Origin of the sequence: Paenibacillus sophorae, from assembly GCF_018966525.1 — a bacterium.
Classification (GTDB): Bacteria; Bacillota; Bacilli; order Paenibacillales; family Paenibacillaceae; genus Paenibacillus_AQ; species Paenibacillus_AQ sophorae.
Genome location: NZ_CP076607.1, coordinates 1246448 through 1262798, shown reverse-complemented (window position 1 = coordinate 1262798; position 16351 = coordinate 1246448). Strand labels below are relative to the sequence as shown.

General features: G+C 51.9%; 14 protein-coding genes. 6 read left to right on the top strand and 8 right to left on the bottom strand.

Translation table 11 applies throughout. From position 1 onward, the window contains the following. Nucleotides 1-14: 14 nt before the first annotated feature. A complete protein-coding gene (locus tag KP014_RS06025; protein WP_051500077.1) occupies nucleotides 15-1817 on the bottom strand; it encodes a glycoside hydrolase family 66 protein in 1803 nt (600 codons plus the stop codon). A 648-nt stretch (nucleotides 1818-2465) separates the two neighbouring features. On the opposite strand from KP014_RS06025, the gene KP014_RS06020 reads away from it, so the two are divergent. The 3 genes from KP014_RS06020 to KP014_RS06010 all read left to right on the top strand — a co-directional run bounded on the left by KP014_RS06020 (nucleotide 2466) and on the right by KP014_RS06010 (nucleotide 7589). Continuing rightward, nucleotides 2466-5015 carry a glycoside hydrolase family 31 protein gene (locus tag KP014_RS06020; RefSeq protein WP_246590649.1) on the top strand — a complete coding sequence of 850 codons (2550 nt, stop codon included), beginning with the start codon at nucleotides 2466-2468 and terminating at the stop codon, nucleotides 5013-5015. Nucleotides 5016-5127: 112 nt separating this feature from the next. Further along, entirely contained in the window at nucleotides 5128-5979 is an 852-nt protein-coding gene (locus tag KP014_RS06015; protein WP_036595453.1) for a hypothetical protein, read from the top strand. Nucleotides 5980-6020: 41 nt separating this feature from the next. Next, on the top strand, nucleotides 6021-7589 hold the full coding sequence (locus KP014_RS06010; protein ID WP_036595452.1) for an alpha-amylase family glycosyl hydrolase: 1569 nt from the start codon (nucleotides 6021-6023) through the stop codon (nucleotides 7587-7589). A gap of 102 nt (nucleotides 7590-7691) precedes the next feature. Here KP014_RS06010 and KP014_RS06005 read toward each other — a convergent pair whose 3' ends face one another. The 4 genes from KP014_RS06005 to KP014_RS05990 form a co-directional block, all read right to left on the bottom strand. Beyond that, nucleotides 7692-8408 carry a DUF1361 domain-containing protein gene (locus tag KP014_RS06005; protein WP_051500075.1) on the bottom strand — a complete coding sequence of 239 codons (717 nt, stop codon included), beginning with the start codon at nucleotides 8406-8408 and terminating at the stop codon, nucleotides 7692-7694. A 180-nt stretch (nucleotides 8409-8588) separates the two neighbouring features. Further along, nucleotides 8589-10349: a SulP family inorganic anion transporter gene (locus KP014_RS06000; protein ID WP_090834454.1), complete on the bottom strand. Its 1761-nt coding sequence runs from the start codon at nucleotides 10347-10349 to the stop codon at nucleotides 8589-8591. 178 nt (nucleotides 10350-10527) lie between these two features. After that, nucleotides 10528-10854, bottom strand: coding sequence for an ArsR/SmtB family transcription factor (locus KP014_RS05995; protein ID WP_036602261.1), 327 nt, complete (start codon nucleotides 10852-10854; stop codon nucleotides 10528-10530). Nucleotides 10855-11024: 170 nt separating this feature from the next. Then, complete coding sequence (locus tag KP014_RS05990) at nucleotides 11025-11402, bottom strand: hypothetical protein (RefSeq protein WP_090834455.1); 378 nt, start codon at nucleotides 11400-11402, stop codon at nucleotides 11025-11027. A gap of 161 nt (nucleotides 11403-11563) precedes the next feature. On the opposite strand from KP014_RS05990, the gene KP014_RS05985 reads away from it, so the two are divergent. After that, the gene (locus KP014_RS05985; RefSeq protein ID WP_036595981.1) at nucleotides 11564-12343 is read left to right on the top strand and encodes a carbon-nitrogen family hydrolase; all 780 of its coding nucleotides are present in this window, start codon (nucleotides 11564-11566) and stop codon (nucleotides 12341-12343) included. Between the two features lie 106 nt (nucleotides 12344-12449). Here the strand turns inward: KP014_RS05985 and KP014_RS05980 are convergent, their stop codons facing one another. Together KP014_RS05980 and KP014_RS05975 are read right to left on the bottom strand one after the other, a co-directional pair. Further along, complete coding sequence (locus tag KP014_RS05980) at nucleotides 12450-12740, bottom strand: putative quinol monooxygenase (RefSeq protein ID WP_036595982.1); 291 nt, start codon at nucleotides 12738-12740, stop codon at nucleotides 12450-12452. 54 nt (nucleotides 12741-12794) lie between these two features. Beyond that, nucleotides 12795-13430: a nitroreductase family protein gene (locus tag KP014_RS05975; RefSeq protein WP_036595984.1), complete on the bottom strand. Its 636-nt coding sequence runs from the start codon at nucleotides 13428-13430 to the stop codon at nucleotides 12795-12797. A 212-nt stretch (nucleotides 13431-13642) separates the two neighbouring features. Here KP014_RS05975 and KP014_RS05970 point away from each other — a divergent pair, with 212 nt between their 5' ends. After that, nucleotides 13643-14191, top strand: coding sequence for a sigma-70 family RNA polymerase sigma factor (locus tag KP014_RS05970; protein WP_036595985.1), 549 nt, complete (start codon nucleotides 13643-13645; stop codon nucleotides 14189-14191). After that, nucleotides 14166-15149, top strand: a complete 984-nt coding sequence (locus tag KP014_RS05965) for a DUF4179 domain-containing protein (RefSeq protein WP_051500150.1) — start codon at nucleotides 14166-14168, stop codon at nucleotides 15147-15149. Before KP014_RS05970 ends, KP014_RS05965 begins: the two co-directional genes overlap by 26 nt. Nucleotides 15150-15793: 644 nt before the next feature. Here the strand turns inward: KP014_RS05965 and KP014_RS05960 are convergent. Next, nucleotides 15794-16351, bottom strand: a complete 558-nt coding sequence (locus KP014_RS05960) for an SRPBCC family protein (protein ID WP_216700465.1) — start codon at nucleotides 16349-16351, stop codon at nucleotides 15794-15796.

Genomic DNA, 16351 nt, shown 5'->3' with positions numbered 1-16351 from the left:
AGGAAAACAGTCCTTTACTCCTCATATTCGACAACTACCATGTCCCAATATTTCAGCTTGGGCAGCTTCCATTCAAGCCTGCCATCCTGCTGCGTGAACTCTAAAGCTTGGGGCGAGCCGTCCCTGACATCGGGAGAAGCGAACCATACTTTGGCCACCGGCCGGTCGGTTCTCACTGACACGGAAACATCTTGCCTCTCTACAGGTTCCGTCTGGCTTCCCTGGTCGTCATTCCAGTCCATCGTGGAAGCATCCGTAAAATTAATGAAATGAAATATATCTTTACATCCCTTCCGTTTGGAAAAAGACCATACTTTCCCCTTCTCCGCCCGGTCCGAAATCGCGAGTTCCCCCGTCCCTTCGGCCTGCAGTCCCGATTCCACCGTCCCGTCCCGAAGCAGATTCTGATAAGCGGCCAAAAAGTCGTAATAGTTAATCAGCTGCGCTTCGAGAGCCGGGGAGATGCTCAGATTTTTATGGGGAAAGTACTCTTTGGACAGCATGTTTTCTCCCAGCTCCAGATGCGAGCCGCCCGAGGCAAAGATCACCGCATCCGTCAGCAGGACCCCTGGCGTGTTGAACTCACCGGGAGAATCGGAATAATGGTAATTCATATATGCCGCCAACACCGTGTTCAGCCGGTTCCCGCTGTATGCGGAATTCTGGTCAATCACTTCCTTCAAATTCTGGTAGCCAGGATGGTTGCCCCATACCTCGGTATAGAGAAATTTCACGGGAGCCTCACGGGCAATATGCTCCTGGCCGAACTGGCCCACCGCGTTCATGACATAATCGACGTTCAATTTCTCCTTGGCCGCCTTCAGGAAAGCCTGATAGGTCCAGGCCAGGTCAACTGGGTTGCCTTCATAGGTCCACAGCTGGCCTCTGTCGCCCAATTGGTCCACATGCCAGCCGTCAAAGGGAAGCGTCCTAAAAGTCTCGCTTTCCTTCCGGGCCAGATAGTTCTGCCATTCCGGATTGGCGGGATCATACATATAAATATCACTCGCCCAATTATCGGGAAGAGGGTGTTTATCCTGCTCGCCGTGGGCGGGGTCCTTAAACATTCCCCACTCTTTCTTCACACCGTCATTTTCCGCGCCCTCATAGGCTCCGAAGAGTAAATTGTAATTCATGGCCTTCATGCCCCGGCTGTGGGCAAGGTCAATATAGCCTTTCACGGTGTCAAAGGATACCGGACGGCCCGCAATGTCGGTCCAATCCGCCGCAGGGCGGCCGTCTTCGAAACGGATCGGCTCCTGATGCTTGTACTGCCAATCGTAGAATTGTATGCCGTTGATGTGAAACCGGTTTAAGCGCTCGATCACCCGGGACCTCTCTTCATTACTCATTTGCGGGAAATCAGCCAAGTAACCGTAACGGGGAAATTTCCCCCAGTCAGAGGAAACGTCGACGGCAATATTCATTTGATCGACTGGCTTTTCGTTCTTTATATAGAACACTTCAGCGAAGTAACCCCTGCCGTCTTCCTTCGGAGGGGTCCAGTTCCAGGTCATCTCCTCCCCTTGCGCCTTTAAGGTTTCTTCCTCTACAATCCTGTCCATATGCAAATAGCGGATATGTATCGTTCCACCGGATGCCGGACTCCTCAGCTTTAAATCAAATCGGACCTTCTCTCCCGGCCGGTAAGCCGCTTTATCGGTAACCAGCTTCTCAAGCAGGACGCCACGCTCTATTCGGTCAATCTTTTGCGGGTCAGAAACGATCTCAGAAGCATTCTCGCAGGCCGATAGCAGCCAAACAGTCACCCAGAGCAGAGCAGCAGCGGCTATCCGTATCATCCTGACGTGTCTCATGTTGTCTCACTCCTATCCCTGGTTTCAGTTCATTATCTGAGAAAAACCCTGCTTAATCAATTGGAACACGTACCTATTTTGGAGTCACGTATCGCATAATTTCTATGGCCCTGAGACTCTTGTAACCGTTATCATATGGTAGAGTGTCTTATTTTTGCGGAAGAGAGAAAGATATTACACTTTTTTAATATTTACAATATTCGGGTTAAAATGACTAGTTTTTCTTCCCGAAGCATAGATTTTCCAGAAATTTGCCGGAAAAAGTGTTCTATTTTTCGATATACAGCAAAATAAAAGGTTGACTGCGGTGCTCTCAATTTATGAAAAAAGCGGTTTAATAGACCCCGGGAACTATTATTTGCCTCATATTCCCAATTAAATGGTAATTACTTGTTAGAGTTCAGGATGCAAAAGAAGATTAAGATTAAAATACTGAATCCCAAGCCTGGCACTGGTTTATCGATGATTCACATTATTTATGCAAACGTTTTCTTTTCTGCTATTAGAGCCTGTTTATCCATCCCGTAGGAGGTTCTCCCCATTGTTGCGGCCCCCAGCTGCTTGCTAATTTGATAGAGACAGGACGCCGGGAAGTCGCCGGTTGAATGTTCGAATTACAAACTGAATCGGAGAAGGAGAGAGTAATGTATGCGTAAAAAGGGAAAGTCTATGAGCCTTTCTAGGAAACTGGCAAAGGCGACCATCTGCCTAAGCTTGCTGTCAGGAACGGCTGCGGGCGTGCTTCCGGCAACTGTAGCGTTTGCGGAAACCCAGCCTGAGGCGGATACCCCGTTAAACAAACAGAATCTTCAGCCGTTATCCGTACAATCGTTAGAAGCTTTGGACAATGGAGTGAAATTGAACCTGGGCGACTACCAGGGCTTTATCCGGCTCTTCTCGGAGGACATGGCCAAAATCTCGGTGGTAAAAAACGGCGAAGCTGAATTTGTCTCCCCCGGGATCGCTAAGAAGGATTGGCAGACACCTAAATTCACGTCCAAGGAAACGGATAAAGAATACACCCTTTCCACTAGCGAGCTTACTGTAAAAATTAACAAACAACCGTTCGGCGTCAAATTTTTGGACAAACAGGGGAACGTTATCAACGAAGACGCGGCGCAGGGTGTCGGCTATGAAGGCGGCAAGCCGTATGCGTTTAAAAAGACGGATTCCACTGAAAATTTCTACGGTTTCGGCGAGCAATCCGGCGGGCTGAACAAACGCGGCAAAAGCCTTGGCATGTGGAATACCGACGCTTACTCCTACAACAAAAACACAAAGTATCTATACACTTCGATTCCCTTCTTCATCGGTCTGAAAGATAAGAAAGCATACGGGATTTTCTTCGACAATACGTTCCGCTCTTATTATGAAATGGCCAGCGAAAAGGACGATTACTACTACTTCTACGCCAACGGCGGCACTCTGACTTACTACTTCATCAACGGTCCGGAAATCGGCGACGTTATCGACCGGTACACCGAGCTGACAGGTAAATCCGAGACGCCTCCAATGTGGTCCCTGGGCTTCCATCAAAGTAAATGGGGCTATACACCGGAAGAACTCGTGGATGTGGCCAAAACCTACCGCGAGAAAAAAATCCCGCTCGACACGATGCATTTTGATATCGACTACATGGACGGATACCGCGTGTTCACCTGGAACGACCAGTATAAACAAGCGCTGAAGACGCTGAAGAATGATGGCTTCCGCGCCATCACGATCAACGATCCGGCCGTCAAGCAGGATGAGAACTACCGCATGTATCAGGAAGGAACCGCTAATGATTACTGGGCGAAAAATCCGGACGGCTCCACCTTCTTCGGCGATGTGTGGCCAGGCAGATCCGCCTTCCCGAACTTCCTGAAGTCGGATGTCCGCAATTGGTGGGCCGACAATCTCGGAACCCTCTTGAATGAAGGCGTTGACGGCATCTGGAATGATATGAACGAACCTGCCGTATTTGACGGTCCTTTCCATACAGCGCCGCTGGATACTGTATTTGAAAGCGACAACGGGGAGAAGAAGCTGCATACGGAAGTCCACAATCTTTATGGACATCTTGAAACCGAAGCGACATATAACGGCTTCCTCAAAAATAAACCGAACACCCGTCCATTCGTGTTAACCCGGGACATGTACGCAGGTACGCAGCGTTACGCGGCACTCTGGACCGGTGACAACGTAAGTAACTGGGAGCATCTGCAAATGTCGATTCCGATGAACGCCAACGTCGGCTTGTCCGGTGTTCCGTTTGTCGGCAATGATATCGGCGGCTTTGCGAAATCGCCGGGCAATGTTCCGACGCCTGAGCTGTTCGCAAGATGGATTGAAGTCGGCGCCTTCCTGCCGTTTGCCCGCGACCACTACGACAACAGTGCGAAATCGGGACTCGCAGGCGGGCAAGAGCCTTGGAATTTCGGCAAAGAGGTTGAAGACATCAGCCGCAAATACATCTCCATGCGTTATGAACTGCTGCCTTACTTGTACAACCAGTTCAAGGAATCCGCGGAGAACGGTCAACCGGTTCAACAACCGCTTGTTTACCAGTTCCAGGACGACGCGAAGACGTATAACATCGAAGACCAGTTTATGTTCGGCGATTCGCTGATGCTTGCACCTGTTGTCAAAGAAGGCCAAACGAGCCGTGAAGTGTATCTGCCGGCCGGCGAGACATGGGTCGATTACTGGACTGGCAAATCGTACGAAGGCAACCAGACGATCACGGTTAAAGCCGATCTTGGAACACTGCCTATCTTCGTGAAGAACAATTCGATCATCCCTCGTCAGGAAGTGGAGCAATCCACCGATGAGAAGAAGCTGGAAAATCTGATTCTTGACACCTATCTGAACGATAAAGCCAGCTACAGCTTCTACGAAGACGATGCGGAGACCCTGGACTACAAGCAAGGTGAATTCAATATCACGGAATTTAAGGTGGAAAAGAAAGGCAACCACATCGAGTTCGAGCAGGACAAGAAAGCTCAAAACTACGATTCCGCCATTAAGTCCTACACGCTTAAGCTGCATGATGCCGAGCAGCCGAAGAAAATTCAGGCGGCTAAACACAAATATGACCAAGTGGGCAGCTTAGAGCAGTTGAATGGGCAGGAAAGTGGTTACTACTTCGATTCGGCTGAACACGTTCTGTATGTCAAGATCCCAGTCGATGAAGACCGCAGTGTAAAAATTCAATAATACGATTCACGGTTATTGCCGGAAGACAAGGAAAACGGGTAAGCATCTTCGGCTTCACCCGTTTTCTTTTCCTTAAGGCGATGCCGTATCCACCTAACCAGAATCTGCAGAAATGAGCGTGCCCGATATGAAGTATACAAAAATAATCTCCGCCGCAGTCCTTTCCCTATCGTTATTGGCCTTTCCGTTTGTCCAACCTGTACATACTGCATTTGCTGAAAAAGTCAACAACGGACAAACGAAAAGCCAGAAAAGCAACAAGATCCAGCCGGCTAAAGCGGCATGGGACAAAAGCTCTTTGCGCTTTACCGTGGTAGAAACGACCTACGCCGGAATTTCGGCAACCGTTATAAATGGCGGCTCCGGGATGCAGGGCGAAACGGTCTATGAGGTATTCCGCAGCGGCATCGGCAATCCAAAGAACGGCGAAGTCGTTGCTTCAGGCGTAATCAAGGCATTAGCTCCGGGTGAATCGCAGGAGTTGACCTTCACGCCGGCTATGCTGGAACAGGGAAACTATATGTTCAAAGCCTATCAGCGTCCGGGACATCCGGGAACGGGTGTATTGTGGAGTGATTCCATTTCCGTTAAGGAAACCCGTGAAGCCGACGAACCAAACCAGCCCGAGCGTCCGTTCGACCAGTATTTCAATTCCGATGTTCAAGGAGGAACAGCAACGTTTACGGTTCCTAAAGGCATCGGGGAAGCCCGGATCAGCTTCTCCAGCTATGTTTATCCGGAAGGCGTCATTCCTCAAGAAGACGGCAAGCCCTACGAGAATCAGCACGTGTACGATAATGTGACCCAAACCTATGGACCGGGAACGCATACCGTACATGTTGACCTGCCGGAATCCGGGTATTGGCAGACCGATCTGTATCTGGGTCCGGTAGTTGAAACATTGACGGAAAGCGGACATTCCATGGATACGATCATTGATGCCGATTTCGGTGCTGCAAATTGAGATTCATAAACAAATTATTTTAAAGAAGAGAGGTTTCTAAGATGAAAAAAATTACATCCATGGCCTTAACTCTACCCTTACTGTTCAGCTTCGCCAGCGGTGCTCTTGCCAAACCGCAAATTCAGAGTGACTCGGGCCTTGGCGTCTATTACGAGATTTATGTCAATTCCTTCTCCGATTCCAACAACGACGGAAAAGGCGACCTGAACGGCATCCTGCAAAAGCTGGATTATTTGAATGACGGAAACCCGCATACCAAGAAAGATTTGGGCGTCGATTCGCTGTGGTTAATGCCGATCGGTCCTTCCCCCAGCTATCATAAGTATGATACGACGGATTTCTACAGTGTAGATTTGGCGTACGGCAGTACGGAAGACTTCCGCCGCCTGACGGAAGAAGCACATAAACGGGGAATGAAAGTGACGATCGATCTTGCGCTCAACCATACCAGCAACAAGCACCCTTGGTTCCTGGATGCCGTCAAGGACAAGCACAGCCCGTACCGGGATTACTATATCTGGGCTGACGAGAACACCGACCTGAATGAAAAAGGGCCTTGGGGACAGCAGCTCTGGTATGAGACGTATCCGGGTTCCGGGGATTATTACTACGCCCTGTTCATAGACTTCATGCCGGATTTGAACTTTGACAATCCTAAAGTGCGTGAAGAGATGATCAACGTCGGGAAGCATTGGCTGAACCAGGGAGTTGACGGCTTCCGCCTCGACGCAGCCATGCACATCTACAGCAAGCCTGATGAAGCGGATAAGAATGTCGCATGGTGGGATGAATTCAAGCGGGGACTTGCCGAAGTCAAGCCGGATGTTTACCTGGTAGGAGAGGTGTGGGACCGACCGTACAAGATTGCGCCTTACTACAAAGCGCTGGATTCTTCCTTCGACTTCGACCTGTCCTCGAAGATTTTGGATGCCGTGCAGAACGGTTCGGATAACGGGCTGGCTGCTTTTGCTTCGAATACCCTTGATTTGTACAGCGAATACGCCGCGAATCCGATTGACGCTCCGTTTCTGACCAATCACGATCAGGTACGTACAATGTCCGTATTGAATGGGGACGTTAATAAAGCTAAAACCGCCGCCTCCATCCTGCTCACCCTGCCCGGCAACCCGTTCATTTATTATGGAGAGGAAATCGGCATGCTCGGGGAGAAACCGGATGAGAATATCCGCGAGCCGTTCCGGTGGTACCCGGGAAGCGGAGAAGGCCAAACCACTTGGGAGCCCTCCCGTGATAATTCAGGTCCGGACGCCGTCTCCGTAGAAGCGCAGGCGAAGGACAAGGACTCCCTCCTCTCCCATTACAAGGAGCTGATCCGCATCCGTCATGAGAGTCCAGCCTTAATGAAGGGCGACATCCATGAGATGCCGACCGGAGACAGCCGAATTATGGGGTACACCAGAACCTTCGAGGATGACTCCGTACTCGTTCTGCATAATCTGAGCGGCGACACGGTAACCATCGAACTGTCCGATGAACAATGGCAAGGGCGTAAGCTCGACTTCACCACTTCAAATGGCGTAAAGGTCAAGAAATCCGGCGATCAACTGGAAATCACCATCCCCGGTTATACGACCTGCGGCTTGAAATAACCTCAAATGCCTGCCTGCCGGAAACGGCACGCAGGCATTTTTCTAATAGCAACAACACAACTTACCGTTCACATTCAAGCACCCTGCATCTAATTACCCTGCTTACGACGACCCGCGTCTGGACTGAAATCCGCTCATCTCATAACCTCGGCCTCCGCTGCCGCGCGCATTCAGCAGACTGTACAGCGTCGCATAGATGACCAGCAGCACAAGGGCAATGAACAGGCTGAAAAAGACGGACTGGCGGTTCACGCTGTCCAGCATAAGCTGATACAGCCGGTGCCTGTCGGTCAGCACATCCCAGCTATTTAGGCGGTATACCCGGCCCAGCAGCACCCCATACCCGCCCAGGATGCAGGCGGCGAGCACAAAGACCCAGGACAGCAGCAGATTCGATTTGCGCCAGATCACCGTCTGGAACTGGTACAGAGAGAAGAAGCCGGTCAGCCAGGCGGTCCAGGTGAACAGCAGGAGCATAGTCAGATCATACCAGAACCGGCTCTGGACGACGCCGCCAACAATATAAATACCGCTGCGGATTGTCAGATGAAGCAGATCGGTCATGATGTACGGGGCATTTGGGAAAAAGACCAGCCAGGCCGCTCCAAGCGGAAGCAGCAGCAGACTGTGCGAATCCCGTCTGTGCAGCGCATGCGCCGCCAGCGAGAAAAGAAACGGCAGCCAGGCCAAAAACAGATTCCAGATCAAAAACTTGTAGAAATCATCGGTCCTCAGCGAAACGATGCCATATACGGCCAGCGTTGCCAGAGTGAGTCCGGCAAGCATCAGAAATACCTTCGGATAATTCAGCTCCTTCATCAGCAACATTCTCCTTATCAGCAATATTTCCATATATTATCCCATTGTACAAAGAAGGAGAACCCGAGTCCACCCGAAAGGACCCTGTGTATTCGGACCTTCCGCTTTCAATATTAAGAAAAGCCCGAACGCTGCCGTCCGGGCGATTTCAGTTTAGCTTCATATATCGGCCGCGCTTCGTCAGCGGGCGATTTCCGGCTTGGAGCGTGCTTTGAAGCCAAGCAGGTTCTGCGCTTCTTCATAGCCGGACAAGGCGGCGCACTCCCGGAAGGCGGCGTGCCGGCAGCCGATGCACTGCTCCCCGGAGATTGTGCGGAGAGCTTCATTGATTGCTTCCCCGGTATGATCGTAGAACCGGGCAGCGCCGATCCGTTCATAGAGGCCCGTCTTTCGGAGCAGCTCAAGCGGCTGGGGCTGTATAGAGGAGATGAGCAGCTTCCCGCCCGAACTCTCCAGATGCTTGACGAGCCCCGCCAGGTTACTCTCCCCCGTTGTATCCATGAACGGCACCTTGCTCATCCTTAGCAGAACCACCCTTGGCTGATCAGGCCCGGCTCCAGGCATCGTGTTCTCGAAGCGGTAGGCCGCCCCGAAGAACAGCGGGCCTTCCACGTTATAAATGCCGATCTGCGGGCAATCATGCTCCTTCGAGACCATATGCGGTCCTACTTTGACCGACTCCGGATCGGGCAGCACCTTGGACACGAGATGAACCTCGCCCATCCGCTTGACGAACAGGATGACGGCCAGCACGAGCCCCACTTCCACGGCCATCGTCAGATCGGCGAAGACCGTAAGCAGGAAGGTAATCACCAGAACGAGCGAATCTCCCGTTCTCGTCTTGAGTAGATGAAGAAAAGCCTTGCGTTCGCTCATATTCCAGGCGACCACCATCAGGATCGGCGACATCGCCGCCAGAGGAATACTTGAGGCATACGGAGCGAACAGCAGCAGAATCAGGAATACGACCACCCCGTGAATCACGCCGGAGAGCGGGGAAACAGCCCCGCTCTTAATATTGGCGGCGGTCCGGGCAATCGCGCCGGTCGCCGGAATTCCGCCAAGCAGCGGAGCCGCGATATTGGCGATGCCTTGTCCGATCAGCTCGCGGTTGCTGTCATGCCGGCTGCCGCTCATGCCATCAGCCACGACGGCCGACAGCAGCGATTCGATCGCGCCCAGCATGGCGATCAGGAACGCAGGCCGAATCAGCAGCCGGATGCGCTCCCAGGTAATGACCGGGAAGTGAAAGCTCGGCAGCGTGCTCGGAATGTCTCCGTAAGCCGAGCCTATTGTCGCCACCTGGCCGCTGAAGAACAACGCCGCCATTATGCTGGCAGCGATCAGTCCGATCAAGGAGCCCGGCACCTTGGGAGCGAACCGGAGCGCCAGCAGCACGATCGCCAGGCAGACTGCCGCCGTCAGAATGCTGTATGGATTAATCGTTGAGATATGAATGCCGATCTCGCGCATATTGTCCAAGAACTTCTCATGCCGCTCAATACCCTTCAGGCCAAGGAAGCTGGCGATTTGCCCGGTAAAGATGATGACGGCGATTCCGGCGGTAAATCCGATCGTGACCGGCTTCGGAATGAATTTAATCAGCACGCCCAGCCGGAGCGCGCCCATCAGGACAAGCATAATGCCGGCCATCATGCCCGCGATGAGCAGATTCTCGTAGCCGTACTGCGCCCCGATAGCGAACAGAATCGGGATAAAGGCACCGGTCGGGCCTCCGATCTGAAACTTCGAACCACCGAATAGCGAAATCAGAATGCCGGCGACAATCGTCGTGTAAATGCCGTATTCCGGCTTGACACCTGAGGCAATAGCAAAAGCCATTCCCAGGGGAATGGCAATAACGCCGACAATTATGCCGGAAACAAGATCCTTTCGCAGAGAGCTCATGCCATAGTCCCGAAATCGGCTCCATCCTATCATGCTATAACCTTCTTTTCTTTGAATATCTGATTATTTGAATATATATGACACAATACTCCTGTATTTTTTTAATGTCAATCCTAAAGTCAAAATCACTTAAGACTGATCTCCCCAGCCTGCCTCCCTCCCTCCCTCCCTTGAAAGCGCATTCAATCAGGCCGCACCGGAACCGCAGCCTTTATTCGCTGCGGATCTCCTCCAGAAGAGAGATAGCGTTCACCAGATGGTTATCGAAAATTTGCTTGGCCACGGCCAGCAGATCCTTGATCAGCGGATCGCGGAGCGAATAGATAACAGAGGTGCCTTCCTTCACGCTGTTCACCACGTTCTTCGCCCGCAGAACGGCGAGCTGCTGCGATACGGCAGAGCCTTCCGACCCCAGAATCGCCTGCATCTCGTTAACGGTCTTCTCCCCTTCGCTGAGCAGCTCCAAGATACGGATGCGCATCGGATGAGCCAATGCCTTGAAAAATTCGCTTTTAAATTGCTGAATATCACTGTTCATTTCGCCCGTGCTCCTCACAGCTTCTTTCAATTCTTCGCTTCAAACTTTCCGCCTGTTATTTACAGCATACCCGCGGAATAAGCCGCGCACAAGCCCGGTTTGCATCCGCCGCCTCCGGCTCCCCAAGCTGCCAAGCGCCGAATCGCCGGAACCCGGGAACCCGTCCAGCGCTAATAAGCCGCCGGATAGATGCGGATGATTCCGGCTGTAAGCTCCACCGTGCCGCCAATCGCCATAGGCTCGCCGAGACATTCGAACATAATCAGCGACTCTCCGAGCCGCATATAAGCCGTTCCGTCCTCTTCAATATCCTCCAGTGTTCCGGTCAGAACATTCTTGCCCGGCTTCATGGAGATCGCCGGCGGCTGCCCGGGAGCCGGGACGAGATCTACCCATTTGATAAAGAGCTCGGGAAGCTCAAGCTCGGCCTCGCATTCCTGTCCGGGCACCAAGGAGGAGCCGAGCCATTGCCCCTTGCCCTCGCCGTAGGCCGAGGAGAAATATACCTCGCCATGGCGCTCTCCGGCGCCGGTTATCGTTATTCTCATCTTTCGCTCCTCCTTCCGGTATATCCTACTTTTTTTTACTTCGGTCAGCCGGTTTTGTCAAGTCAGCAGGCAATGCCTTCCCCCGAAGATCGCCGGACAGCCATATTGCCTTGAAAGGCGGATATCCGTATAGTGCTATACATAAGGAGGCGAACCGTTAAATGAAAGTTTCCCTGCTTCAACTCGACATCGCTTTCGGCAATCCGAAGGTCAATTACGCTGCGGCGGAGCGCGCCATCCGCCTTGCCGCGCAAGGTCGGCCGGACTGCATTCTGCTGCCCGAGCTGTGGACGACCGGCTATGACTTGAAGCGTCTTGATGAAATGGCCGATCCGGGCGGCAAGGCCGCGACAGCCTTTATTGGCGGCTTAGCCAAGGAATACGGCATCAATATTATTGCAGGCTCCACCGCCTGGCAGCGCGAGGAAGGTGTGACCAACACCATGTTCGCCGCGGATCGCAAAGGAGTCCCTGCCTTTGAATACAGCAAGCTGCATCTGTTCCGGCTTATGGATGAGCATATGTATCTCCGGCCGGGGGCGTCCAAAGGACTGTTCAGTCTGGACGGCACACCCTGCGCAGGAGTCATCTGCTACGATATCCGGTTTCCGGAATGGATACGCGCGCACATGGTCTCCGGAGCAGAAGTGCTGTTCGTCTCCGCGGAATGGCCGCTGCCGCGCCTCGCCCACTGGCGCGCTCTGCTCGTCAGCCGGGCGATTGAGAACCAGTGCTATGTTGTCGCCTGCAACCGGGCGGGTTCCGATCCCGCCAATGTTTTTGCGGGGCATTCCATGATTATTGATCCCTGGGGAGAAACCGTCTGCGAGGCGGGCGAAGGGGAGGAGATTGTATCCGGCGAGCTTGATCTGGCCAAAGTGCGGGAAGCGCGCGGGCAAATCCCGGTATTTACCGACCGGAGACCTGAGATGTACAAGTAAGCGCCAAGACCCCTTTTTGTTGCAAAAAAGAACCTCTCGCATGACGATGACCGCCAAGCGGGAGGTTCGGATGGATAACCGCAGGTAAAATGTCTATGACACTCCCTTATGCCTGTTCTGCGTTATATACCTTAATATCCAGCGGAGCCGTAAGGAAATCCTCTGCTTTACCCACGAAACCAGTAAAATGAGGGGTGGCGTTATGGATATCGACGGCCTCGGAATCACGCCAGGCTTCGACCATAATGAACACATTCTTTTTCTCCGAATGCTCGTACAGATCATAGTACACGTTGCCCTCTTCCGCTTGACTCCCCGCGAGCAGCGGCTTAATCTCGGCCAGGAAGGCTTCTCTTTTTTCCGGATTCACATAAAACGTAGCATGGATAATAATCATGATTTCTCTTTCCCTCCTTATCTTATTCCTCTATATTTTACGCCTTAAATCTATTTATTTCCATTCCGCGATTTTGTCGATAGGCAGACGGACCGAAGAGAAGCCTTCCTCCGCCGCTTTGCCGATCGAGAGCAGCATAACGGGCACGTACCGTTCCTTATCCCAGCCGAAGGCTTCCGCGACCTTGTCCTTGTCATAACCGCCAATCGGGTTCGTGTCGTAACCGTGGGCCCGGGCCACCAGCATAAGCTGCATCGAGACAAGTCCCGTGTCAATCAGCAGGATTTCCCGTTTGACCTGCGGCGGCAGGACGGCAAGATGACTGTTTATGCCTGCCAGTTGTTTCTCCTTCACTTCAGCCGGCATCCATCCGCGCTCGACGGCGGTGCTGTAAATTTCCTCGGCATAGTCGAAACTGTTCATGTCCCCGAATACTGCAATCACCGCTGAAGAAGTCTCCACTTGCTGCTTGTTGTAGCGGGCCAGCGGCGCCAGAGCCGCCTTTCCTTCCGGGCTGTCAATCACAAGGAAACGCCAAGGCTGCATGTTGACCGTAGAAGGCGCAAGCGTCGCTTCCGTAAGAATTTGCGTCATTTCCTCTTTGCTGATTTTAACGGCGGGGTCATATTTGCGAATGGAGCGCCGGCCCGTAAGAATCTCGGTAAAATCACTGTTAAGCGTCTTGTTCATCAGTAGTTCTCTCCTTTGTATAAAAAAGATTGTCGATTCAGATGCGTTCAGTCTGAGAAGCTCTTATTCTATATAAATTGTAAAAGATTAATTTTTATATGATTAATGTTACAAGCCGTTCATCCATCCATGGGCGATTATGCTAGAAAGAGGGAAGTTGAAACGTTTCTCGGGCCGGATATCTCTAATAGAGGAGAAAAGGAGGTTGGCTGATGAGTACAACATCAGATTTGGTCCCTCGCGCCATGCGCGGCGATCCGGACGCTTTTCAAGCGCTCATTCATGCAGAGAAAGAGAAGCTCTACAGGATGGCCTATGTGTACATGAGAAATGAGGCGGATTCACTGGAGGTTTTTCAGGAGACCGTATATAAGGCGTTCAAGTCGATATCCTCGCTGCAGGACAGCCGTTATTTTTCCACCTGGCTCACGCGGATTCTAATTAATACGGCTATTTCCTTTTTAAAAAAGAACCGCAATGTTACCGCAATGAGTCCGGAAGTGCTTGAACATATCGGGGATTCGTATCAACTCCAGCTGGAGGATCAGCTCGATCTTCTTCAGGCCTTGGAGACGCTTGAGGAGAAATATAGGACGGTGCTGCTGCTTCGCTACTATAAAGATTACTCGGTTAAGCAGATTTCTGAAATTCTGGACTGCCCGGAAGGAACGGTAAAGACGAATATTCACCGGGGCCTATCGATTCTACGAAAAAAGCTGAAAGGAGCCAACTGCGATGATCCAAGAAATTCATACCTTTAAAAAAGAAATCGACAGCATTCCGGTACCCTATGACAAGCTGGACGCCATCATTACGAAGACGGTTCAGGAAGCCGGAGCAGGCAAGAGGACGAAGATACGAAAAAAAATGGCGTATACAGCGGGGGCGGCGGCCGTTGCTTGCGGTCTGCTGTTCGGTTCGGCGGTCTTGTCTCCGGCAATGGCAAGCATTGTGTCCAAAATTCCAGTCATCGGATCGGTATTCAGCCAGATCGGGGACAGCGGCTTGAAGAGCGTTAGTGAAAATGGATTAACTGCCGCGGTTGGCGTAACCAAGATATCCGGCGGCGACTCGATTACCATCAATGAGGTGTTCTATGACGGGACGCGTTTAAGTATCGGATACTCGCTGGAGACGGAGAAGCCGCTGGGAGAGGAATATATCATTATGAGAAACGAGTTTACCGTCAACGGAACGCCAGCGAATTTCTCGACGGGGGGAAATCTAACCGAAATTACCCCGACCTATCATAAGGGGATTTTGGAAGTCGACTCACCGTCGGATTTACCGGACCGGTTCGAGCTTGGACTGACTCTCAGCACGGAGGACAGACAGAAAAAGTGGAACTTCGCCATACCAGTGACTAAACAGTCCGGCACCAAGCTCATCGCGATCGGCCATAAGCAGAAATCCGGCGGCGTTGAACTGACGGTATCCGACCTGGTGATTGGACCGGCGGGCATGCGGCTTACCTTTAGCGCGGTGTCTGAGGAGCAAGATTCGGTCGACTATATAACGGTCGGTGTGACGGATGAATCAGGGCATAGGCTTGGTTCCCACTTCGGCGGAAGCAGCAGTCAATTCCGGGATGGCAAATATTATTCCACCGGCACCGAGCTGTTCGATCCGCTTCCAGCCGGTACAAAAACGTTAACATTTACTCCTCATCATGCATCGGGCAAAATCAAACTTGACAGCTTCACCGTGACCTTGCCTTAAGGATCGTACACATGACAATTAGGAGCTTACTGAGTTCAGGAGCATTCCTTTGTATTTTAGCGGGAGTGTCCAATAAACCATAGAAATGGGTGCAGCGGCGTCCTTTTTTTGAGGCAGAATTAAGGTGGGTGTACGGGGCGGACGCTGCCGCTTTTCCGCAATCATTCCGTTCTCTCCGCTGCTTTGAGTGGGAATCGTCACTAATTCTTCTTACTGAGACGGAGATGTCTTGGGAAATTAAAGTCTTAAACTGACCAGAGCGACCAGGTGCACCACAGAATGTTACTCCAATTCGGAAGCACGCAGGATAGAATAACCATATGCAGTTATTGTACCAGCCCCTTCAATTTGAAATGCCGCAACAGCTATTCGACATTTGGTCATACCGAAACACAAAAAGCAGGCAACCAGTTTTGGCCTGCTTTTTGTGATGCTCCACAAATAATACATTGACTTACAAGGAACAAGGTACTCCTGTATGTTGAAGTGTCCCAAAGTTCATTTTAGGATTTTAACCCCCATATGTGCAAAGATGCTTCCATTCCCACTGCTTTAGTGGTTTTGGAGGTGTCTTTACAATTGGGATTGACTCACCCGGAGGTACCGAGGGAGCGTAACAATCCCCGTCGCGTAAAGGCTGCTTTTCAGTTGGCCGCCTCAGCAGTTGTCTTGAGATCGGCAAGCCAGGCATTGAGCGAGGACGTTAGTGCCGCGCGCATGCCGTCGGGGTCGGCCGCTACTGGCGGACCGTCCCAGGACTCAGTGGTATGCACGACGACTCCTTTGGAGGTGGGAGTGATGGTCCACACGTGGACGCCCTCGATGCCTTGTGCTGGCCCCCCCCAAACGATACGCCGCATAGGGTCGACCTCGCGAATGGTGGAGACGATGGGTAGCCCATGGGTCTCCCACTGGAAGGTGCTTCCCACCGCGAGTGGACCGGATAACCGGGCCTGAGAGACGTTTTTCTGCCAAGTTGGCCACTGGTCAATACCAGTCTGTATCCGCCATACGGTCTGCTGCGGAGCTTCGATTTCGATGGAAAGGTCGACTATGACCTGGGCGTTTCGGTCTACATCGACGGTGGTCCGTTGGGAATCATCGGGGTACCTCGTACTAAAAATCACCCCGCCAATCAGAATTAGTATCAGTAAAAGAAAGCTCATCGTGAATGCTTTTGATTTAAACGATCTTTTCAACAT

What these genes read in the sequence shown, in the direction of transcription:
- KP014_RS06025 (WP_051500077.1), bottom strand. Translation starts at nt 1,817, where the DNA reads ATGAGACACGTCAGGATGATACGGATAGCCGCTGCTGCTCTGCTCTGG.
- KP014_RS06020 (WP_246590649.1), top strand. Translation starts at nt 2,466, where the DNA reads ATGCGTAAAAAGGGAAAGTCTATGAGCCTTTCTAGGAAACTGGCAAAG.
- KP014_RS06015 (WP_036595453.1), top strand. Translation starts at nt 5,128, where the DNA reads ATGAGCGTGCCCGATATGAAGTATACAAAAATAATCTCCGCCGCAGTC.
- KP014_RS06010 (WP_036595452.1), top strand. Translation starts at nt 6,021, where the DNA reads ATGAAAAAAATTACATCCATGGCCTTAACTCTACCCTTACTGTTCAGC.
- KP014_RS06005 (WP_051500075.1), bottom strand. Translation starts at nt 8,408, where the DNA reads ATGAAGGAGCTGAATTATCCGAAGGTATTTCTGATGCTTGCCGGACTC.
- KP014_RS06000 (WP_090834454.1), bottom strand. Translation starts at nt 10,349, where the DNA reads ATGATAGGATGGAGCCGATTTCGGGACTATGGCATGAGCTCTCTGCGA.
- KP014_RS05995 (WP_036602261.1), bottom strand. Translation starts at nt 10,854, where the DNA reads ATGAACAGTGATATTCAGCAATTTAAAAGCGAATTTTTCAAGGCATTG.
- KP014_RS05990 (WP_090834455.1), bottom strand. Translation starts at nt 11,402, where the DNA reads ATGAGAATAACGATAACCGGCGCCGGAGAGCGCCATGGCGAGGTATAT.
- KP014_RS05985 (WP_036595981.1), top strand. Translation starts at nt 11,564, where the DNA reads ATGAAAGTTTCCCTGCTTCAACTCGACATCGCTTTCGGCAATCCGAAG.
- KP014_RS05980 (WP_036595982.1), bottom strand. Translation starts at nt 12,740, where the DNA reads ATGATTATTATCCATGCTACGTTTTATGTGAATCCGGAAAAAAGAGAA.
- KP014_RS05975 (WP_036595984.1), bottom strand. Translation starts at nt 13,430, where the DNA reads ATGAACAAGACGCTTAACAGTGATTTTACCGAGATTCTTACGGGCCGG.
- KP014_RS05970 (WP_036595985.1), top strand. Translation starts at nt 13,643, where the DNA reads ATGAGTACAACATCAGATTTGGTCCCTCGCGCCATGCGCGGCGATCCG.
- KP014_RS05965 (WP_051500150.1), top strand. Translation starts at nt 14,166, where the DNA reads ATGATCCAAGAAATTCATACCTTTAAAAAAGAAATCGACAGCATTCCG.
- KP014_RS05960 (WP_216700465.1), bottom strand. Translation starts at nt 16,351, where the DNA reads ATGTTGAAAAGATCGTTTAAATCAAAAGCATTCACGATGAGCTTTCTT.